At 72.3% G+C, this 2989-nt stretch carries 3 protein-coding genes and 1 pseudogene; all 4 read left to right on the top strand.

Going from position 1 to position 2989, the window contains the following annotated elements; genetic code table 11:
* Nucleotides 1–467: Rossmann-fold NAD(P)-binding domain-containing protein (locus C667_RS21740; protein WP_004384778.1), on the top strand; the 467-nt coding region annotated here is incomplete at its 5' end.
* 53 nt (nt 468–520) lie between these two features.
* Nucleotides 521–931, top strand: coding sequence for a CopD family protein (locus C667_RS21735; protein WP_004384777.1), 411 nt, complete (start codon nt 521–523; stop codon nt 929–931).
* Between the two features lie 68 nt (nt 932–999).
* Nucleotides 1000–2409 (top strand): sigma-54-dependent transcriptional regulator, encoded by a 1410-nt coding sequence (locus C667_RS21730; RefSeq protein WP_039922704.1) that lies wholly within the window; start codon nt 1000–1002, stop codon nt 2407–2409.
* 64 nt (nt 2410–2473) lie between these two features.
* A pseudogene (locus C667_RS21725) lies at nt 2474–2989 on the top strand (two-component sensor histidine kinase); the annotation flags it as partial.

The following is a 2989-nucleotide window of genomic DNA, read 5'->3' as shown; positions in this document are numbered from 1 at the left end:
GCCGCCTGCGCGCCTTCGGCCGGCGCAACCAGGTGCGCGTGGCCCTGCTGCGCGCGCCCGGCATCTACGCCGCCGACCGCCTGCCGCTCGAGCGCCTGCGCCGCGGCGACCCGGTGCTCGCCGCCGACGAGGATGTGCACACCAACCACATCCACGCCGAGGACCTCGCCCGCATCGCCTGCCTGGCGCTGTTCCGCGCCGGCCCCGGGCGGGCCTACAACGCCAGCGACGACTCCGGCCTGCGCATGGGCGAATACTTCGACGCGGTCGCCGAGCGCTTCGGCCTGGCGCGACCGCCGCGCATGGCGCGCGCCGAGATCGTCCGCCACCTGTCGCCGCTCACGCTGTCCTTCATGAGCGAGTCGCGCCGCCTCGACAACCGCCGCCTGAAGCGGGAACTGCGCCTGCGCTTGCGCTATCCGACGGTGGCCGACGGCTTGCGTGCCGCCACCGTCCCCGCCGCCTGAAGCGCGGCGCACCGCAAGCTTCCCTCTTCGATCGAACCTGGAGCCTCTCCCGCATGCTGACCCTCAAGGCCTTTCACATCGTCTTCGTCGTGAGCTGGTTTGCCGGCCTCTTCTACCTGCCGCGCCTGTTCGTCAATCACGCCATGGTCGAGGACGCCGCCACCCGCGAGCGCCTTGGCATGATGGAGATGAAGCTCTACCGCTTCATGACCCCGCTCGGCATCCTCGCCGTGGGCCTCGGCCTGTGGCTCTGGTTCGGCTACGGCTTCGCCGGCGGCTGGCTGCACGCCAAGACCCTGCTGGTGGTGTTCCTGATCGGCTACCACCTCTACTGCGGCCGCCTGATGCGCGCCTTCGCCGAGGGACGCAACACGCGCAGCCACGTGTGGTACCGCTATTTCAACGAGATCCCGGTGCTGGTGCTGTTCGTGGTGGTGTTCCTCGTGGTGTTGAAGCCCTTCTGAACATGGTCGCGAAACGCAAGGACGAGGACGGCGCAGCGGCGTCGCAAGGTGCGCAGCGGGACGGCGCGATGGAGCCCGCGCCCGCGCGCCCGGTGGAGCTCGCCGACTACAACTGGCCGGCGCACTCGGTGCTGGTGGTGGACGACGAGGAGGGCATGCGCAACTTCCTCGAGCGCACGCTCGCGCGCCGCTGCGGCATGGTGCAGTCGGCCGCCGACGCCGAGCACGCCGCGGCGCTGATGGCGCGGCTGCACTTCGACCTGCTCGTGCTCGACATCGCGCTGCCCGGAAAGTCGGGCATCGAGTGGCTGCACGAGCTGCGCGAGCACGGCTACGCCGGCGACGTGATCCTGATCACCGCCTTCGCCGACATGGAGACCGCGATCGACGCCCTGCGCGGCGGCGCCTCGGACTTCATCCTCAAGCCCTTCCGCGTCGACCAGATCCTCAACTCGATCAAGCGCTGCTTCGAGCGTGCCGGCCTCGCGCGCGAGAACTTCGTGCTGCGCCGCGAGCTCGCCGGCCTGGGGGCCGAACCCACCGGGCTGATCGGCCACTCGCCCGCGATGGAGCAGCTGCGCGCGATGGTGCGCCGCGTCGGGCAGATGCCGAGCACGGTGCTGCTGCTGGGCGAATCCGGCACCGGCAAGGAGGTGGTGGCGCGCGCGCTGCACCAGACCAGCCCGCGCGCGCAGCGCCCCTTCGTGCCGCTCAACTGCGCGGCGATCGCCTCCGAGCTGATCGAGAGCGAGCTCTTCGGCCACGTCAAGGGTGCCTTCACCGGCGCCACCGAGAGCCGCAACGGCCTGTTCTACTACGCCCACGGCGGCACCCTCTTCCTCGACGAGATCAGCGAGCTGCCGCTGGCGATGCAGACCCGGCTGCTGCGCGTGCTCGAGGAGCGCAAGCTGCGCCCGGTCGGCTCCGAGCGCGAGCTGCCGGTCGACGTTCGCATCATCGCCGCCTCCAATCGCGAGCTCGCCGCGGAGGTGCGCGCAGGACGCTTCCGCGAGGACCTCTACTACCGGCTCGCGGTGGTCGACATCGCCCTGCCGCCGCTGCGCGCCCGGCGCGAGGACATCCCCGAGCTGATGCGCCACTTCATGCAGCAGCTCGCCGTCCAGCTCGGCGTGCCGGCGCTGCCGCTCTCGCACGAGGTGGTGAGCCGGCTGGCCGGCTATTCCTGGCCGGGCAACGTCCGCGAGCTGCGCAACTATGTCGAGCGCTCGCTGATCCTCGGCTGCTTCCCGCCGCAGCCGAGCGCGGCGCCCACCGCCGCGCCGACGCCGGCGGGCGAGCTGGAGCTGAGCCTGGCCGAGGTCGAGCGCCGCCACATCGAGCGCGTGACCGCGGCCTGCGAGGGCAACAAGACCGAGGCCGCGCGCCGGCTCGGCGTGTCGCGCAAGACCCTGGAGCGCAAGTTCGCCGAGTGGGTGCTCGAGGACGCCGCCGCGGCGCCTGCGGAGCGGCGGGCCTGAGCGTGGCGAGGGTCGTCGCGAGCAGGCCGCGCCGGCGGGCGGGCCCTTGTGCGGGAGCGCGGCGATGAGCCTCGCCGAAGGCCTGCGCGCCTCGGTGCGCGCCAAGCTGCTCGCCCTCGTGCTCGCGCCGCTGATGCTCGGCTTCCCGCTGATCATGGGCCTGCTGTGGTACTGGGGCGAGGTCTACTACCACCGCCTGATGGTGTCGCGCGTCGCCAGCGACCTGTCGACCGCGCACGGCTACTTCGAGCGCGTGATCGACGGCGTCGGCAACGGCGTGCAGGCGCTCGCCGGCTCGCACGCGCTCGCGCAGACGCTGGTGCACGAGACGCCGGAGGCGGTCGTGGCGCTGCTCGGCGCGCGCAAGGGCGGGCTCGCGCTCGACTTCCTCAACCTGCTCGACCTGAACGGCCGCGTGCTGCACTCCTCGACCGCGATGGCGGCAGGTAGCGCGCGTGGCGACTGGAGCGTCGTGCAGCGGGCGATCCGCGCCCGCGGCGGCAGCGTCGTCGAGCGCTTCACCCCCGCCGAGCTGGCGGCGATCGATGCCGGCCTGCGCGAGCGCGCCCGCCTCGGCCTG

Source organism: Thauera phenylacetica B4P (assembly GCF_000310225.1).
GTDB classification, from domain to species: Bacteria; Pseudomonadota; Gammaproteobacteria; order Burkholderiales; family Rhodocyclaceae; genus Thauera; species Thauera phenylacetica.
Note: the sequence above shows the minus strand (reverse complement) of the source record. Positions and strands in the feature narration are given on the sequence as shown.